Origin of the sequence: Chloroflexus sp. MS-CIW-1, from assembly GCF_030444705.1 — a bacterium.
Taxonomy (GTDB): Bacteria; Chloroflexota; Chloroflexia; order Chloroflexales; family Chloroflexaceae; genus Chloroflexus.
Genome location: NZ_JAUBWR010000002.1, coordinates 245616 through 260436, shown reverse-complemented (window position 1 = coordinate 260436; position 14821 = coordinate 245616). Strand labels below are relative to the sequence as shown.

General features: G+C 53.7%; 15 protein-coding genes. 6 read left to right on the top strand and 9 right to left on the bottom strand.

The window, feature by feature from the left end; all coding sequences use genetic code 11:
- Positions 1-104: 104 nt before the first annotated feature.
- The 3 genes from QTO31_RS14010 to QTO31_RS14000 are packed head-to-tail and all read right to left on the bottom strand — an operon-like array spanning position 105 to position 3187.
- Positions 105-872, bottom strand: a complete 768-nt coding sequence (locus QTO31_RS14010; RefSeq protein WP_301429675.1) for a molybdenum cofactor guanylyltransferase — start codon at positions 870-872, stop codon at positions 105-107.
- Between the two features lie 33 nt (positions 873-905).
- The gene (rho, locus tag QTO31_RS14005) at positions 906-2168 is read right to left on the bottom strand and encodes a transcription termination factor Rho (RefSeq protein WP_031459916.1); all 1263 of its coding nucleotides are present in this window, start codon (positions 2166-2168) and stop codon (positions 906-908) included.
- Between the two features lie 11 nt (positions 2169-2179).
- Positions 2180-3187 (bottom strand): DNA-directed RNA polymerase subunit alpha, encoded by a 1008-nt coding sequence (locus tag QTO31_RS14000; protein WP_031459917.1) that lies wholly within the window; start codon positions 3185-3187, stop codon positions 2180-2182.
- Between the two features lie 311 nt (positions 3188-3498).
- On the opposite strand from QTO31_RS14000, the gene QTO31_RS13995 reads away from it, so the two are divergent.
- The 5 genes from QTO31_RS13995 to QTO31_RS13975 all read left to right on the top strand — a co-directional run bounded on the left by QTO31_RS13995 (position 3499) and on the right by QTO31_RS13975 (position 8032).
- A complete protein-coding gene (locus QTO31_RS13995) occupies positions 3499-4041 on the top strand; it encodes a TlpA family protein disulfide reductase (protein ID WP_031459918.1) in 543 nt (180 codons plus the stop codon).
- A gap of 57 nt (positions 4042-4098) precedes the next feature.
- Positions 4099-4833 (top strand): prolipoprotein diacylglyceryl transferase, encoded by a 735-nt coding sequence (locus tag QTO31_RS13990; protein WP_301429673.1) that lies wholly within the window; start codon positions 4099-4101, stop codon positions 4831-4833.
- A 51-nt stretch (positions 4834-4884) separates the two neighbouring features.
- Positions 4885-6171 (top strand): response regulator, encoded by a 1287-nt coding sequence (locus tag QTO31_RS13985; RefSeq protein WP_035419389.1) that lies wholly within the window; start codon positions 4885-4887, stop codon positions 6169-6171.
- 276 nt (positions 6172-6447) lie between these two features.
- The gene (locus QTO31_RS13980; RefSeq protein WP_031459921.1) at positions 6448-6753 is read left to right on the top strand and encodes a circadian clock KaiB family protein; all 306 of its coding nucleotides are present in this window, start codon (positions 6448-6450) and stop codon (positions 6751-6753) included.
- Positions 6754-6871: 118 nt separating this feature from the next.
- On the top strand, positions 6872-8032 hold the full coding sequence (locus QTO31_RS13975; protein WP_301429672.1) for a histidine kinase dimerization/phosphoacceptor domain -containing protein: 1161 nt from the start codon (positions 6872-6874) through the stop codon (positions 8030-8032).
- A gap of 232 nt (positions 8033-8264) precedes the next feature.
- On the opposite strand, the gene QTO31_RS13970 is transcribed toward QTO31_RS13975, so the two are convergent.
- The 6 genes from QTO31_RS13970 to QTO31_RS13945 form a co-directional block, all read right to left on the bottom strand.
- Positions 8265-8894, bottom strand: coding sequence for a haloacid dehalogenase (locus tag QTO31_RS13970; RefSeq protein ID WP_031459923.1), 630 nt, complete (start codon positions 8892-8894; stop codon positions 8265-8267).
- Between the two features lie 141 nt (positions 8895-9035).
- On the bottom strand, positions 9036-9695 hold the full coding sequence (locus tag QTO31_RS13965) for a cyclase family protein (RefSeq protein WP_301429670.1): 660 nt from the start codon (positions 9693-9695) through the stop codon (positions 9036-9038).
- Positions 9692-10855, bottom strand: a complete 1164-nt coding sequence (locus QTO31_RS13960) for an ABC transporter ATP-binding protein (protein ID WP_301429668.1) — start codon at positions 10853-10855, stop codon at positions 9692-9694. The genes QTO31_RS13965 and QTO31_RS13960 overlap by 4 nt, the downstream gene beginning before the upstream one ends.
- Positions 10824-11528, bottom strand: coding sequence for a molybdate ABC transporter permease subunit (gene modB, locus QTO31_RS13955; protein WP_301429666.1), 705 nt, complete (start codon positions 11526-11528; stop codon positions 10824-10826). Before modB ends, QTO31_RS13960 begins: the two co-directional genes overlap by 32 nt.
- A gap of 9 nt (positions 11529-11537) precedes the next feature.
- Complete coding sequence (modA, locus tag QTO31_RS13950) at positions 11538-12317, bottom strand: molybdate ABC transporter substrate-binding protein (protein ID WP_301429665.1); 780 nt, start codon at positions 12315-12317, stop codon at positions 11538-11540.
- Positions 12318-12326: 9 nt separating this feature from the next.
- Positions 12327-12887 carry a PadR family transcriptional regulator gene (locus tag QTO31_RS13945; RefSeq protein WP_301429664.1) on the bottom strand — a complete coding sequence of 187 codons (561 nt, stop codon included), beginning with the start codon at positions 12885-12887 and terminating at the stop codon, positions 12327-12329.
- Between the two features lie 767 nt (positions 12888-13654).
- Here QTO31_RS13945 and QTO31_RS13940 point away from each other — a divergent pair.
- The gene (locus QTO31_RS13940; protein ID WP_031459931.1) at positions 13655-14815 is read left to right on the top strand and encodes an amino acid ABC transporter substrate-binding protein; all 1161 of its coding nucleotides are present in this window, start codon (positions 13655-13657) and stop codon (positions 14813-14815) included.
- The last annotated feature ends 6 nt before the right edge of the window (positions 14816-14821 follow it).

The following is a 14821-nucleotide window of genomic DNA, read 5'->3' as shown; positions in this document are numbered from 1 at the left end:
AGAGCGTGGTGTCATGACAATTTGCCTGTGCCAGATCGGTACGCGCGATGGTCATTGCCTTGATCCAGCCTGCAATGGGGAAGGCCGACGAAGATAATGAGCGGTCATCGCGCCTGATTCGGGATACCACTTAGGCACGAAATTGCTCTTGGAGCTACGAGAGAAACGGATTCCCGGCTGTCTCGCCATTCAGTACCGGAGGCATGCATATCCAGTGCTACCCTGTTGGCGAGGAAAATGGCGAAGATAGCAATCTTAAGATTTTTTAACCACCTGGATACCGTCACGAGATCCTCTGGCGTATTGATATTTACCAGAGAGCGGCACTCCGGATCAAATTGCTGCCAGAGTTCAGGGCCAGGATCAACCCAACGCAGCGTCGTTAATACTACTTGTAAGCGGCGTTCACCGGCGGCAAAAGCCCGGCGTAGCGGATCGAGGGCACTCTGCCGGTAGATAGCCAGAAGTGGTTGCGGTGATCCTGGTGCTCCAGGATCAGTTGGCGCCAACACATCACCAACAAACGGCCAGTGTGCCAGAGCTGAAAGCAGTGCTGGTTCAATGAGTGGCATATCAGCGGCAATAACCAGAGCTGCCGGTGTGTGCATTGCCTGGAGACCGCTGATCAGACCGCCAAGGGCACCACTTCCCGGCTCTTCATCGGCGACGATGCGAGCCGGTAGATCGGACCACGCGGCGCCGTCGTTCATCACGACGATAGTCTCAACACAGAGTGGTTTGAGCAAATCAACGGCGTGCCCAAGCAAATGCGGTCCCTGATCTCCCCACAATCGTAATCGCCGCTTGTCGGTGCCAAAACGACGACTGCGCCCGCCGGCTATCACAATGCCACTTAACGGATGATCAGACATATCAGCGGATGTTCAGACACAGACAGATGGTAATCAGGAGCCAACTTTACCGAGTGAGGCCAGAAACTCGGCGTTGCTCTTAGTCTTGGCCATACGGGTCAACATCAGCTCAGCGCCCTCATTTTCGCCAAGCATACTGACCATCCGGCGTAACATCCAGCTCTGGCGCAACGTTACCGGATCAAGCAGAAGGTCTTCACGGCGTGTTCCTGAGCGCTGGATGTCAACGGCGGGGAAGATACGCTTCTCGGCCAGTTTCCGGTCGAGGTGAAGCTCCATGTTGCCGGTACCCTTAAACTCTTCGTAGATTACGTCATCCATCCGTGAACCGGTATCGACCAGACATGTTGCGATAATGGTCAGTGAACCACCATCTTCGATATTACGTGCCGAACCGAAGAAACGCTTCGGCGGGTAGAGTGCTGCCGGGTCAACTCCACCAGAGAGAGTACGTCCGCTTGGTGGCATGGCAATATTATAGGCGCGGGTCAAGCGCGTTAGTGAATCCATCAGGATAACGACATGGCGGCCATGCTCTACCTGGCGCTTTGCTTTTTCGAGCACCAGTTCAGCAACCTTAATATGTTGTTCAACCGGTTCATCAAAGGTAGCGGCAACAACCTCGCCTTTAACCGAACGACGCATATCGGTCACTTCTTCGGGACGTTCTCCAATTAAGAGCACAATAAGCTGAATATCGGGGGCATTGGTCGTCACCCCATTTGCAATCGCTTTCAACAACATTGTCTTTCCGGCCTTGGGTGGGGCGACGATCAACCCACGCTGACCACGTCCAATCGGTGCGATAACATCAACAATGCGCGTGGGCAAAATATTTGGCTCTGTAGAGAGCACAATCTGCACATTCGGGTGGATAGGGGTCAACTGTTCAAAGAGGGGACGTTTCTGCGCCATCTCTGCTGGTAGGCCGTTGATTCGTTCGACGTACAGCAGTGATGGGTAGCGCTCAAGTTCTTTTGGTGGTCGAACCCGACCTTCAATCATATCGCCGGTACGCAGATTGAAGCGCCGAATCTGCGATTGAGCGACATACACATCATCTGTGCTGGGACTGAGTCGCGCATTGCGCAGAAAGCCATGCCCATCCGGGACAATTTCTAGCAGACCAGCGCCCTGGGTGGTCACCGGTTCTTCAAGAACAGCGGTTGCTACGGTTGATGTAGTGGTGATGTCACCTTCACCAGATGACACCGCGTCACCATTTACCCGTCGCCGACGGCGACGAGTTCTGTCTGTTGTGTCAGAAGTTCCTGTAGTCATAGATTTTTCTTCCATCTTGTGATACATTACTCCTCTTTGTGGGATTGTTCAGGCGACTGTGCAGCTTCGCCAGATAATGTACCCGGTAGACGATCTGCCGGACGTTCACGATATCCAAGCGCTTCAAGGCGTTGACGAATCTCTTCGATCCCTTTGGCGCCCAGATTGCGGATGCCCATCAATCCACGATCATCAAGGCGCAGTAACTGACCAATGGTGTGAATATCCGCTCGCCGCAAGCTGTTGTAAGTACGAGTGCTCAATCCCAACTCATCAATTGAACGACTGGCGATCTCGTCGGGGATAGGTGGTGGCAAATGTGCTGGTTGCTCCACTTCTTCCGGCTGACTCAGGTTAACAATACGCCCGAAATACTGAGCCAGGATTTGTGCGGCATGGCTCAGAGCGTCACCCGGCTTGATTGTGCCATCGGTCCAGATTTCGATAATCAAGCGGTCGTAGCCGGTGAGTGGATCGTCACCAACCTCTTCGACCAAAAAGTTCACCCGTGGGATTGGACTGAAGAGAGCATCAACGGCGATTTCGCCAATCGGCATCCCGCTCACCGTATCCGCCAACTGCACGCCACGTCCACGCTCGACAGTAAGTTGCATCTCAAGGGTTGTGTGCTCGTCGTCAATCGTACAGATATAGTGTTGCGGGTTGACAATTTCTACGGTGCTGGGCGTATCAATATCTCTGGCGAACACAGGTCCAGGACCTTGTTTGACCAGTTGGAGCGCAACGGCGCGATCACTGTACGAACGGAGGCGAATTCCTTTGATATTGAGGACCAGTTGTGTCCCATCTTCTACTACGCCGGGGATGCTGGTAAATTCATGAATAACACCTGTTATCTTAATTCGGGTAATGGCCGCACCAGGGATAGACGAGAGCAGTACCCGACGGAGGGCATTCCCAAGCGAGGTGGCATGTCCCCGTTGTAATGGTGCAATTGCAAATCGACCGTAATTTTCAGCCGCAGCGATTAGGGTAACGCGAGGGGTGATAAGCGATAATTCAAGTGTTTCCATATTCCTGTTCCAGAAGACTCCGCAGCTTGGATCGCACCGGTTTCACATCTGCCGGTCTGGCGTGTTCAACAAATGATGCGCCTCGCCAGCCCAAGGCGTTTCGGCTCCATCAACTCAACCACAGTAACGAGAACGGGAAGCTGTGCTTACAGAGCGCCTGTTCGGCGGCGCTGTAGCGCAGTTGGTGGCAGAAATGCTCCCCAATGTGCGCGTGACCTTATTGTACCGGTGAGAGTTACACACTGTGATGGTCACAGACTCGTTATATAATACCACAAATTGTGATAAACGTGGCAATACAAGGAGTTGCTATGTTGACAGGCATTCGCCGTGAATGGCTTATAGCGACTCTTATTATGAGTGGTGTGAGCTGGATTTTGATCAGTCGTCCGCCGGATAATCATACCATGTCCGTTAGTCCACGAGCGGGTTTTATCGCGCCTGCGATTGTCTTGCCACAGCTCGATGGTGAGCTGGTCAGCTTAGATGCGTTCAAGGGACAGGTGGTGATCGTCAATTTCTGGGCCAGTTGGTGTGGCCCGTGTCGTGCCGAGATGCCAACACTCGAACGATTATACCAGATCGAACAGACACGTGGTCTGACAGTGCTAGCCGTCAACAGTACCTTCCAGGACGATCAGACGAATGTAGCGCAAATGCGACGCGATTTAGGTCTGAGCTTCCCAATTCTGCTCGACTACGAGGGTACGGTCGGTCATCGCTATGGTGTGCGCATGTTACCGACAACCTTTATCATAGATCGGCAAGGGGTGATTCGGCAAGTTCTGTTTGGTGGGCCATTGAGCGAGGCGAGCTTACGGAACGCTGTTGAACCGCTCCTGCGTGAAGAGTGATCGGGTTGTTTCGTTCTTAACGATGCTCGCTTGACCACGAGCGAGCAATGTACATCTATGCTTCCAGTCGTAAACATTGGCCCATTTGCCTTATACACGCCTGGCTTGATCTTCTTGCTGGGGAGCTGGTTGATCGTACAGGCAGTTCGGCGTGCTGCATTTACCCGGGGTCTCGACGGTGAGCGAATGGAAATCATTGTCGTCATTGTCCTCGTCAGCGGGATAATTGGCGTTCGTGTAGGCTATGCCCTTGCCGCATGGCCGGCTTACGTAAACGATCCTTGGGCATTCCTATCTCGTGATCTGCAAGCGTTTTCGTTGCCGTATGGAATTGTCACTGGTGTCATTGTTGGTAGCTGGCAGCTCTGGCGTCAACGTTGGCCACTATGGGTCGTTCTCGATACTCTGGCGCCGGGAGTAGCCCTGGCTGCCCTCACCTATGCCCTCATGCAATTCGCCAGTGGTGATGGTTACGGCTTACCCTCAACAGTACCATGGGCGATTCCACTTTGGGGCGAATACCGTCATCCAACCCAACTGTACGCCGCGCTTACTGCGCTAATAGCGCTGATCGTCTGGCGGAAGAATTATCGCAAGCCGCAACCCGCCGGGAGTCTTTTTCTCAACGTTTGTGCAATCCTGGCCGCCGGTACCCTGATTGGTAATGGCTTCAGCGCAGCCGACTGGCTCTTGCCGGGTCGGGTGAGAGCATCACAAGTTATTGCGCTGGCAGTCCTTATCTTGATTATCTGGGTTCGGCCTAAAATAACGCTGCAACCAAAGATCCAATAACACGATATACTAACAGCAATATAATCTCTTCTTTCCAGTAAGAAAAGACCCATGCGAGTACTGATCGTCGAAGATGAATTGATTATCGCTCAAGACCTCAGCCATACTCTGAAGCGCATTGGCCATTCGGTGATCGACGTCGTTACAAGTGGTGAGGATGCGCTCAGATCGGTTGAACGTCAGATGCCCGATCTCGTCTTGATGGATATTCGTTTGAGCGGAAGCATGGACGGAATTGAAGCTGCCCGGCGGATATACAACCGCTGGGGGATTCCAGTTGTCTTTCTCACCGCTCACGCTGACGATCAAACGGTACGTGAAGCATTACTGGCCGAACCATGGGCATATCTCCTGAAACCCTTCGACGAACGCGAACTCGAAGTTGCTATCACGGTGGCAGCGTATAAACACCGCTTGGAACGCCGTCTCAGATCAAGTGAGCGCCATCTGCGTACTACACTGACCAGTATTGGCGATGGGGTGATTGTCACCGATCCGCAGAGTCGTATCACCTTCGTCAATCCGGTAGCCGCTCGCATGCTCGGTATCAGTCCCGAGGAAGCTATTGGCTGGCCGCTGGCCCGTGTCTATACCCTGGTCGTCACCAATACCGGCTTACCCGCAGATAGCGCCGCGAACAATGCCATGAGCGATCTCCCAATGCCAGTGACGTTGTTGACCCGCCATGGTGAACAGTTGTTGGTTGAACACACGGTTACGCAAATTACTGGCGATGATGGGGTTAACGAGGGTGTGGTGATTGTGTTTCGCAACGTGAGCGAACGACAACGCGCCATTGATCAATTGCAAGAAGCGCGCCGACAGTTGCATCAGACGCAACTTCAGCTCGATCAGTATCGGCAGGCAATTACTACCCTGGGATCGCTGGCGTATAGGCTGCGGGAATCCCGCTCACCTCAGCAAGTCTATGCAGCAGTGATCACGGCTGGCGCAACGCTTCTGCCTGCGTACCGTGGGACACTTCTCATCTACCAGCGCGATACCGATCTCGTTCATCCTGTGGGGCATTGGGGTGAACCACTGGTTCACCGACCGGTGCCGCGTTGCTCTTGTTGGGGAGAACGGCGTTGGGCGTTGAGTATGGCTCAAGATGACCATGTCTGTCATTTCATCCCAAACGGTCTGCTTGGTGAGCGAATGTGTCTTCCGATTCATCAACAGAACGAAACTGTTGGGGTGTTGAGTCTGTATCATCCCGATCCCAGCGATGGTGGTAGTTATCAGTTGGCGGCTGTTGTTGCCGATCTGGCCAGTTTGGGTCTGAGTGCTCTTGCCGACTGCCCTGGAACCGATTCGTTATCATCGAATGATGCCTGAGTTCAAGACAGAGCGTACCGAAAGTACGAAGATCGCATCTACGGTATGGGTAAAAGACTTAGTATCTTTAATCGCTTTTGTCACTCGGTAGATATATCAATATTCTCTGTGATAAAGATTATCTGTTTGCAGTAACGTCACCTATGATATTGACTATCGCATCCCTGGTCAAACATTGCTACTGCCGATGCAGAAGATCGCCGTCGCACGCTCAGGCAGCAGAACTCTGGATTGGCACGAGATTAATACCCCGGCGATCAGCAGGGAGTTGAGCCAATGGACATAACTGATCAACCAGTAGTACCGCTGTTACGGCTATACGTCGCCGGGGCCACCAACCGTTCGACCCGTGCCATTACAACGGTACGACGATTGTGCGAACGGTATCTCCCCGGACGTTATCGGCTTGAGGTGATAGATGTGTATCAACAACCTGAGCGGGCACGTGAGGATCATATCATTGCTACGCCGACTCTCCTGATCGTTCACCCCGGTCCACCAACTGCCTTTATCGGCGAGTTACGTCCGTCAGACTGGCCGCGCATCGCTGCGGCATTGAATATTTTGACCGACGAAGAATGATGGTCTATTGTACTTCCTCAAGCAGATTCAGGAGTGGTTTGGCAAAAGATGGACTCCCATACAATCGTTCCTGAGCCTGCATGAGCGTAAAGAACCTGAGCATAACCGGGAAGTACCTATGGAAAACGAACCACAGATGCATCCATCAGAGATCGCCCGTCTGCAAGCGCGCCTGGCCGAACTTGAAGAGCTGATGCGTGCGCTTCAGATGGGGGAAGCTGATGCAATAGTGATTGATGGCCCAAGGGGACCGCTCGTATATACCTTGAAAGGCGCCGAACATCCGTACCGCGTCCTGGTGGAGACAATGAATGAAGGTGCCCTGACCCTACTCGCCGATGGGACGATCCTCTACTGCAATAGTAAGTTTGCCGAGATGGTTGGTCTGTCGCAAGATCAACTTACCGGACGCTCGCTGCTTGATCTGGTGGCGCCAACTGATCGATTGCTCTGCGCCGAGCTGTTAGCTACCGGTGCCAACGGATCAAGCAAGGGGCCAATTACCTTGCAGGATGTGAATGGCGGCCAACGGCCGGCTCAGATTTCACTCCGTGCCTTGAAGAATGAGACCGAAGCGAATATGTGTGCGGTTGTAACCGATCTCTCCGGGCCGCAAGCCGTGGCGGCGCAACTTCGCGCAGCCCTGGCGGAAAAAGAATTACTCTTACGAGAAGTGCACCATCGGGTGAAAAATAACTTGCAGATTGTGTCCAGTCTTTTGCGCTTACAGGCAGAAAACATCAGCGATGAACGGGTAAGCGCAGCAGTGCAAGATAGTCAAAATCGGATTCGAGCGTTGGCCCTCGTTCACGAGCAATTGTACCGTTCAGAAAGTCTGGCCCACATTGATATTGGTGAGTACCTGCACAATATTTCGACCAGCGTCTGGCGTTCGCTCAGTATGCGGGGTAGCTCGATTCGGCTGGTGAGCGAAGTCTGTCACGGGGTTAGTATTAATATCGACCAGGCTATTTCGCTGGGCTTGATTGTGACCGAACTGGTCTCAAACTGTGTAAAACATGCTTTTCCCGAGCATAGTAAAGATGGTGTTATCCGACTGCGGGTAGCAAAAGAGGCCGACGTTCTGCAAATTGAGGTTGCTGACAATGGCATTGGCATGCCACCACAAGCTGCCAGCAGTGGTAGTCTGGGCATGCAATTGGTTCATGGTCTCTGTCGGCAACTCGGTGTGACGCTGAATATTCTCACCGACCAGGGAACAACGGTTACTATTCGTCTACCCATTCGGCTAGAGGAGCCACAAACTCATAAGGCATAACCTGGTTGTGGTCAAGAAGCAGATCAGTTGGGGCACAGCAGCGCTGCGCCCGTACATCTATCAGGTTTCATTCGCCGTACCGTGAGACGATTATTCGGATAGGCACTAAGTGCAGTTGATACAGTTGGAACACCGGGAATTGACGATAGCGATCCATACGAGCAGGGGGATGCACACGCAGCACCGTTCTGATTCTAGCGCAGCGCTGTACGAACCTCACCTGCCTAGCCGGTCATTCTCGCAGACGCACCTCTAATGAGTGCATGGCTGCCATCAACTGTTCTTGACGAATCGCAGCCGTGACATCACCCCGAGTACGTTCAAGCACGGCCCGCAGCGCATCGGTAGCACGGCGAAGCCCGCCGGTAATTGCTTCGGGATAATCAACCGTGATCAACGCACTGTAGACATCGTCCATGATCTCCAGTAACTGTTCGCCCCGTCGCACCTCGCCTCGCCGAAGACCGTCGAGGATAGCGCGTCGCAATTCGCTGGCGGCCTCGGCCAGACCGTTGAGGTAGGCAGCCGGTTCAACCCCGATCATCTCACCGGTCGGCGGCTCTTCACCGGCCAGAAACGCAACGACTAGGTGGGCCTCGGCGTACTCTTTCAACGCATCTTGCGTATAACCGGCATAGCGCACTTCAGGTGCACCAACCGTAGCGTCATGAAGCTCGGCTGCTACTTCACCGGCCATTGCCAAAAGCTGGCGAGCAGTCGCGAAGTCTCCGCGATGCGCCGCTCGAATGCTGTTGGCGCTTTGTCGTACTAATATTCGGGTCGCAGTAATCGCTCGTTCCCGTGCATTGTGAATGCTCTCAAGCTGCACGACGCATCCGGCGACGATTTGTTCAATACTCATACCAGACCTCTTCCATTTCTTGTGTGGCAGCTATTATAGCAAAGCCGCGTGATGAGTGAGCGATTGCAGCGAGTTTCCAACCTATCGCAAGCTTTTACTCACTGACCGCCGGTGCACGTCGCCAGACAAAAATGCCCTGCTTCAGGTATGCTTCGCATCGCGAAGCACAGTATCTTCGTTCGCATCCCAGGCTAGTACCCGTGCTGGTGCCCCATCAGCATCGGCTATTTTAAGGGGTAGACAGGCAAAGGTATACTGTACTCCGCAGCGCAGGGCGGCGAGGTTACAGAGGTTCTCGGCGATCAAACAATGGGCTTGCAAGAGAATAACGTGGGCTGTGTCGCTGCCATCCACTGTTGAATCAACGTTTGGTGCATCGATCCCGATCAGGGTAATGCCACACGCTACCAACATGCTGGTCAGGTCTGCGCTAAGGTAAGGGTGGCGGAAGTAGTCGTCGTTTCCCCAGAAATCTTCCCAACCGGTACGGATCATCACCATCATTCCGGCTTGAAGCCGGTTGCCTGCTAAGACCTCTGGCCCAATCGGTGTGTTTGCCGCATAACCACGGGCATCAATAACGATCCCCATCCCGATGAGTCGCTCTGGAGGAATCTCGTCAATGCCGATTCCGTTGGTGAACCGGTGTCGCGGTGCATCCAGATGGGTACCACTGTGACTGCCTAGACGCAGCGTGCTGATTTGCCATGGTGGTGCGAGTAAAGGCGTGATCGCTACCGGCGGATCACCCGGATAGACCGGCATTCCTGAGCTGATACAACGTGTCAAATCGTAGATCATCGATGATACTCACTGATCGGCTGTGCTACAGGCGGCTGGGTGGTTATCAATCTCCCAGCCTCCGGGATAATCACAACACTTTCGGGACGAAAACCAATCTGCACAATCTGACCAATACTCGTATCAAGACCGGTATATGCGGTATATGGATGGGCAATCTCGATCATTGTTGTTCCAACCTCCACCCATACATGATAGAGCCGACGACCGGGCCGTCGTTCAACAATCCGGCCTGACAGAAGATTATGATCGACGAAACGAGTCATCGGTCGATCAGGATAGACCAGACGAATCTCTTCTGAACGGACAAACGCCGTTACCTGTGATCCGACTGTTGGCTCCGGAGAAGGACACGTCGCTTCAATGCGCACGCCATTCCAATCGAGCCAGAGCCGATTCAGTTCCACGGCAACTACCTGACCCTTGATCATATTACTCAGACCCAACATGCGGGCCACACGTGTATTCGCCGGAAAGCGACATACGGCATCAAGCGTACCAATTTGTTCAATCTGACCTTCACGGAGAATGGCGATACGCTGCCCGACGGCAAACGCATCATCAAGATTATGGGTGACGTAGATCACAACCAACCCACGCTCGGCCTGGAGTGTACGCAAATCGGCGTGCAACTGATCGCGCACCGGCTGATCAAGCGCCGAGAATGCCTCATCGAGTAGCAAAATTGGTGACTCGGTTGCCAGTGCTCGTGCAATCGCCACTCGTTGTTGTTGTCCACCTGATAATTCATGCGGTTTCCGATGGGCCAGATGGGCCAGGTTCATCCGTTCAAGCAGCTCGTAGGCATGTCGCCGTCCCTGCGCATCGTTACCTGTCGGAAATGCTACATTTTCCAGCGCTGTCATGTGGGGAAACAGCGCATAATGTTGAAACACGTAACCTACCCGTCGACGGCGGGGCGGCAGGTTGATCGACGGGAGGCCGGGGCGTCGTTGAAAGAAGATCGTCTGATCCAGAATGATTTGCCCCTCGTCAGGCGTCATCAGACCGGCAATCGCTTGCAGAGTCTGGGTCTTGCCTGCTCCCGAAGGGCCAAACAACACGAGAATTTCGGCTCCGACCTGCAATTGGATTGCCAGGGTCAGATGGGGAAACCGACGACGAATATCAACGTACAATTGCGGTTGCTTCCTGGTCATTCTGTAACACCTCTGACAGTGGAGTTACTGCTTCTGGTGAACGTTCCAGTCTTCTCACCCACCATAATCCGACAAACGCAATTGCCGTCATTACCAACACCATCAGATTAGCATCCTGGTACCGTTGGGCCTGCACGGCATCGTAGATCGCAATCGGTAGCGTCTGAGTACGACCGGGGATATTCCCGGTTACCATCAGGGTCGCGCCAAATTCACCCAATGCTCGTGCTGCACCCAATACAATACCGGCGATGATCCCTCTTCGTGCCAACGGTAGTGTGATCTGCATCAGAATCCGCAGCTCACCGGCGCCTAATGTACGCGCTGCCTGTTCTAGTCGCGGATCAACGTTTGCCAGAGCAGCCCGACTACTCTGAATCATCAGTGGTAAACCGACCACGACCGCAGCTACGACCGCCGCTGGCCACGAAAAGAGCAGTCGTATGTGAAACCATTCGACCAGTGGACTGCCACGTCCCAAGGCAAGGAGCAGATAATACCCGACAACACTGGGTGGCAGGATTAACGGCAGCATAAGGATGGTTTCAAGAATAGTTTGACCGGGAAAGTTCGTTCGTGCCAGCCACAGCGCCAGCGGTAGCCCGATGGACATAATACACACGGTTGCAACCGCCGCTACCTGAAGCGAAAGCCAGAATGCTGACCAGTTCATAGGCTATCCTCAACGTTCGATGATCTCTCCAGGGAGCAGAAAGCCGTATTTCCGCATAATGGCATGACCTTCTGGGCCAAGCACAAACTCCACAAAGCGACGTGCCGATTCAGCGTGTTGTGTTCCGTTCACCACTGCTGCCATCTGAATGAGCGGATGATCAGGGTGCAATTCGGACGGGATCAGTACCCAATACCCCTCCCTTTGTATACTAAGCGAGAGCGCGACAATTGCAACATCGACATTCCCGGTATCGGCCAGTGTCAATGTCTGAGCTACATTTTCACCGAACACCAGTCGATCTTCGATCTGTTTCCAAATCCCAGCTCGTTCCAGCGCTTCCCGTGCCGCCTGACCATACGGTGCGTGCTCGGGGTTGGCAATCGCAATTCGACGGTACACCGGATCGGCGAGATCGGTGATCTGTTGAGGCCGCAACGCAGAGTCGGCCCGCGTCCAGATGGTGATCCGACCTTGAGCGTAGACCTTCATCGTTTCCGGATCGACCATCGCTTTGGCTGCTAAATCTTCGACGAAACGCTTATTAGCCGCGAAAAAGAGGTCAATCGGCGCGCCCCGTTCGATCTGCTGGGCTAGTTGACCGGTCGAGCCAAAATTAAATACCACCGGAATCCCGGTTTGCGCGGTGAAGAGTGGCCCAATTTCCTGAAAAGCTAGCGTTACATCAGCCGCTGCGGCAACGGTCAGCTCACCGGTATCGGCGCGTATCGTACCGCATGCGACTAGAAATGGCAGAATGAACAAGACGATAAACCATGGGCGCGTCATGCCTCCCTCTCAGTTCTGCTCAATTTCGTCTTGAAGCGCTATCTCACGCCAACACGCTTCCAACCAGTGGATCGTAGCCTGCAATTGCCCGGTACGGTACCGCAACACGAGCCGCTCAAACGAGTCGGGAGCTAGCCGGGCAATGCGTTCCTCGTTGTCTGCTAACCATTGCCGACAACAGGCCAACTGGCGTTCAAGCAATTGGACGACCGTTGACGAACCTTCAAGACGTGCAAAATAGAACTTCGCCAGAAACTCAAGCCGCATATCACGCCCATGTGCAACTGGAGTCGTGACCCAGGCCACAAAACGTGACTCGCCAGCAGGGGTCAGCGAAAGCACCTTGCGCGGTGGTCGGCTCCCCTGTGTTTCAAGCTGGTGACTGAGGTAGCCATCTGCTTCAAGCCGGTCAAGTAAGGCATAGAGGTGACTCTGCTTTACCTGCCAGATAAAGCCGAGTGTATCTTTTCGTTGCAATTGCTGGAACAATTCATACGGATGCATTGGCTGTCGGCGTAATAGGCCGAGTAAAGCCAGCTCGATGGTGAGCGATTGTTTAGCTGAAGCCATTGTGACCTGCTAGGTGCCGGAATATTCATTATCCGGTGCAATGATAGACCCTGACGGCGCTTTATCTGATGAGATTCGATGTCAGGGATGAGCAATTGTCAGGTACCGTAAATATCCGACGGGTTATTTTCAGACAAAATTATCATCTCTTGAGTATTCAGAATGTGAGTATTCTAGCTGAATGACCAGTCAGAGTCAAGAGGATGCTACTGATGAGCAGTTTTAGCGCCTGCCAGGCAGTGTTGACAGCGGAGAAACGGTGAGGTATGAGGTGAGAAGGGCTAACTATCACCGTTGTTGTAGCGATGATGTCCATCACTGCCACGGTAGCGGCAAAGTTCCGAACTCGCACCTGATAATATGCTCCTACGCCAGATGGCGGCTTCTAGCCGCACACCGCAGGATGCGGGCCAGAGGTCCACGTACCCAGGTGAGTCTTCAGCATATTCGGTGTCTGTGCTACCGAGGACGTCCGGCTCCCTCACCTTACTTGTGGGAGATGTAGGGAATGCTTAAGGCATCGTTGAACACTCTCCTCTCCACGTACTCCTGCTCACCGGCAGAGAAACTCGTTAACTACGACCGATTCAACTTGCGTGATCGGTTTACCCATGGTATCATTTTCGCAATCCAGTAGACGTGAAGTCAATGTTGTGCGACGACGCCATAGTAGGGTAACGTGCCTGGTAGCAATGGGACCGCACGGTTAGACATCACCGGAGGGTCCGGTGTATTTGTGTAACCGTACAGATGATACAGGAGTAAACATGCGCAAACACATCATTTTGGTACTAGCAGGCATTCTCAGTTTCGTATTGGCGGCCTGTGGAGGGCAAGCTCAGCAGGCGCCAACGACTGCGCCGGCGCAACCGGCAACGACTGCGCCGGAACAACCAACTGCTGCACCGGCGCCAACCGCTGCCCCGGCAGCGACATCTGCCCCAGCAGGTGGTACGTCGGCCCAACCGGCAGCCGGCGGGGTGATTGAACGGATTCTCAGCCGTGGCCGACTGATCTGCGGTGTAAACAACAACCCCTTACCCGGTTTTGCCTCGGTCGACTCGGCTGGTGTCTATCGTGGGTTCGACATCGACTTCTGCCGTGCCGTCGCGGCAGCTCTATTCGATGATCCAACGAAAATCGACTTCCGGCCGCTGAGTGCCCAAGAGCGTTTTACGGCACTACAGAGTGGTGAAATTGATGTGCTGATCCGCAACAGTACCTGGACATTAGGACGTGACGGTGCACTTGGTCTGGATTGGGCACCAACCACCTTCTACGATGGTCAGGGCATGATGGTACGCAAGGATAGTGGTATCGAGACGCTTGAAGACATGAACGGGGCAACGATCTGTGTGCAGACGGGTACGACCACTGAGTTGAATCTGGCTGACCAGTTTCGTGCCCGCGGTCTGACCTTCACGCCGGTCGTTTTCCCCGATGGTGATTCGACGCGAGCCGCGTATGATGCCGGTCAGTGTGATGGTTTCACTACCGACAAGTCGGGTCTGATTTCCAGTCTGACGCTGCTGTCGAATCCGGGAGATCATAAGATTCTGGACGTAACAATGTCAAAGGAGCCGCTCGGCCCGGCTGTACGTCAAGGTGATCCACAGTGGTTCGATGCGGTGCGCTGGATCGTCTTTGCGACCTTCCAGGCCGAAGAATACGGGATTACTTCGCAGAACCTGGATCAGTTCCTGAACAGTGACGTGCCGGAGATCCGCCGCTTCCTTGGACTTGAAGGTGAACTGGGGGCTGGTATTGGGTTGCCGAACGATTTTGCAGTGCGGATTATCCGTCACGTCGGTAACTATGCCGAGATCTACAATCGTAATCTCGGCCCTGATACGCCGTTCAACCTGCCTCGTGGCTTGAACGCACTTTACACCGACGGCGGTTTGCTCTACTCACCACCTTTCCGCTAGACGGTA

Coding starts and splice junctions, on each gene's coding strand:
- QTO31_RS13985 (WP_035419389.1), top strand. CDS start 4,885: ATGCGAGTACTGATCGTCGAAGATGAATTGATTATCGCTCAAGACCTC.
- QTO31_RS13945 (WP_301429664.1), bottom strand. CDS start 12,887: ATGGCTTCAGCTAAACAATCGCTCACCATCGAGCTGGCTTTACTCGGC.
- QTO31_RS13970 (WP_031459923.1), bottom strand. CDS start 8,894: ATGAGTATTGAACAAATCGTCGCCGGATGCGTCGTGCAGCTTGAGAGC.
- QTO31_RS14000 (WP_031459917.1), bottom strand. CDS start 3,187: ATGGAAACACTTGAATTATCGCTTATCACCCCTCGCGTTACCCTAATC.
- QTO31_RS13995 (WP_031459918.1), top strand. CDS start 3,499: ATGTTGACAGGCATTCGCCGTGAATGGCTTATAGCGACTCTTATTATG.
- modB (WP_301429666.1), bottom strand. CDS start 11,528: ATGAACTGGTCAGCATTCTGGCTTTCGCTTCAGGTAGCGGCGGTTGCA.
- QTO31_RS13980 (WP_031459921.1), top strand. CDS start 6,448: ATGGACATAACTGATCAACCAGTAGTACCGCTGTTACGGCTATACGTC.
- QTO31_RS13960 (WP_301429668.1), bottom strand. CDS start 10,855: ATGACCAGGAAGCAACCGCAATTGTACGTTGATATTCGTCGTCGGTTT.
- QTO31_RS13965 (WP_301429670.1), bottom strand. CDS start 9,695: ATGATCTACGATTTGACACGTTGTATCAGCTCAGGAATGCCGGTCTAT.
- rho (WP_031459916.1), bottom strand. CDS start 2,168: ATGGAAGAAAAATCTATGACTACAGGAACTTCTGACACAACAGACAGA.
- QTO31_RS14010 (WP_301429675.1), bottom strand. CDS start 872: ATGTCTGATCATCCGTTAAGTGGCATTGTGATAGCCGGCGGGCGCAGT.
- QTO31_RS13990 (WP_301429673.1), top strand. CDS start 4,099: ATGCTTCCAGTCGTAAACATTGGCCCATTTGCCTTATACACGCCTGGC.
- QTO31_RS13975 (WP_301429672.1), top strand. CDS start 6,872: ATGGAAAACGAACCACAGATGCATCCATCAGAGATCGCCCGTCTGCAA.
- QTO31_RS13940 (WP_031459931.1), top strand. CDS start 13,655: ATGCGCAAACACATCATTTTGGTACTAGCAGGCATTCTCAGTTTCGTA.
- modA (WP_301429665.1), bottom strand. CDS start 12,317: ATGACGCGCCCATGGTTTATCGTCTTGTTCATTCTGCCATTTCTAGTC.